Source organism: Aeromonas sp. PS2Canimalfood6, from assembly GCF_048276795.1.
GTDB lineage: Bacteria > Pseudomonadota > Gammaproteobacteria > Enterobacterales > Aeromonadaceae > Aeromonas > Aeromonas caviae.
This window is the reverse complement of the sequence record NZ_JBLUXC010000121.1, coordinates 1-1,833: the sequence shown is the minus strand read 5'-3', so window position 1 is coordinate 1,833 and position 1,833 is coordinate 1. Positions and strand designations below refer to the sequence as shown.

The window sequence follows — 1,833 nt, the reverse complement described above, 5'->3', positions numbered from 1 at the left end:
AGCGATTGGGCCGCTGCCCACAGGAGTGGTTGAGGGCCGTGGTCAGGGCGTGCATCGAGAAGACAGATTATCCCATCCCGGCAGAACTGATGCCGTCAACCCCGTCCTGGTGAATAGATACTGAATTGTTACCCAACCGAGCATCAATACACGAACACTCCAATAAATTCATGTGTTTTATCAACTTGATATCAACAATGCGATCATTGTCACCATTTAAAATATGAAAATCAGGTGCGGAATGACGGATGTATCTTTTTGATGTAACATAATATCGTCAAGGCTCGTACTCAGGTCGCGATGCGCGTAAGCCTGTCACAGTGTGTTGCGCAGCCGGGAAACATTCTTTCTTAGATAAAACAAAATATTATGGAGTTTATCATGTTCAAAACGATCATGACCGTATCTGTGCTTGGCGCAGCCATTGCCTCTACTCACGCCATTGCCGCAGATAACTCAGCGGGTGGCGTAATTAACTTTACCGGTGCTATTACCGATACCACCTGTACGATTAATGGCGGGAAAAGCGCGGATATGACCGTCGCCCTCTCCCCCATTTCGGTTAAGGATGCCGGAACAACGGTTGGCCTGATTACAAAAAATAAAAAATCCATTTCGTTAACCTTCTCTGGCTGTACGCCAGCAGCAGGTACGACCGGTACGCCGCTGAAAGTGTATTTCTCCAGCGCCGATAATATTTCTACCGACGGCAAATACCTGCTGAATAACAGCGTTAATGAAAACGACGCCAGCGTGGCGCGTAATGTCGGTTTCGCCTTAGTTGAACCAGGTAAATCTACGCCGGTTACGCTGAACCAGGCTTATACCACCAGCATTATGGGTACCTCAGCGGCGCCAGATTCAGAAACGCTGACGCTGGACGTTTATTACTATAAAACCAACGCCGCTGCTGCAACGGTCGGTGCGTTGAGCTCTAACGTGACCTACACCATTTCCTACCTGTAATTTCAGTTAATCAGGCTTCGTCCCGGCGAAGCCTGTATTTAAGGTTACCAATATGCGTAAGATTATTATGCTGGCATCTCTGCTGCTCAGCGCGGGCAACGCATGGGCCAATATTGTGATTAATGGCACGCGTGTTCTTTATCCTGAGAATAACAAAGAGGTCATTGTTCAGTTAATCAATACGGGTGATGCCCCTGCGCTGGTGCAATCCTGGATTGATGACGGCGATATTAACTCCACCCCGGAAACGGCAAACGTTCCTTTTTTGTTATCGCCACCGGTGGTGAAGGTCAGCGAACATAATGGTCAGCAATTGCGGATAAAAAAGTTGCCAGCGAATTTACCGGGCGATCGCGAATCGGTCTTTTTCCTGAACGTGCTCGACATTCCGCCAAAGCCGGAAAATATACAAAACCAGAATACCGTTCAGCTGGCGATTAAATCACGCATCAAAATGTTTTATCGCCCGGCCTCGTTAACCGGCACGCTGGATAACGCAACGGGGAAACTGACGCTAATTGCCAGCGGTAAACAGTTCCGCATCGTTAATGACAGCCCTTTCCATATTACGGTTGCCAATATTTCCGAGGGCAAAACCAAATTACTGCAGGAATCACCGATGGTCGCGCCCTTTGGTCAACTCACCGTCGCAACAAAAAACGCGGTGAAACGCGGCCAAACCTACCAGCTGATGTATGTGGACGATTTGGGTGCGTATAAAACCCGCACGCTCACCAGCCAGTGATGGCCTTGTTGCTCAAATCGGGGAACTATCTGTCATCTCGGTGATCTGATCCTGTAGCGCAGTCTCCGAGAGCATCAGATGGGCAAGTCCAAGCACAAGATCAGCAACTGGCAGCAGTACAA

2 protein-coding genes are annotated in these 1,833 nt (G+C 48.8%); both read left to right on the top strand.

What is annotated here, in order from left to right; all coding sequences use genetic code 11:
• The first annotated feature begins 381 nt into the window (after window positions 1–381).
• Entirely contained in the window at window positions 382–966 is a 585-nt protein-coding gene (locus ACNPAA_RS20795) for a fimbrial protein (RefSeq protein ID WP_013094838.1), read from the top strand.
• Window positions 967–1,018: 52 nt separating this feature from the next.
• Complete coding sequence (locus tag ACNPAA_RS20790; RefSeq protein ID WP_013094837.1) at window positions 1,019–1,711, top strand: molecular chaperone; 693 nt, start codon at window positions 1,019–1,021, stop codon at window positions 1,709–1,711.
• The last annotated feature ends 122 nt before the right edge of the window (window positions 1,712–1,833 follow it).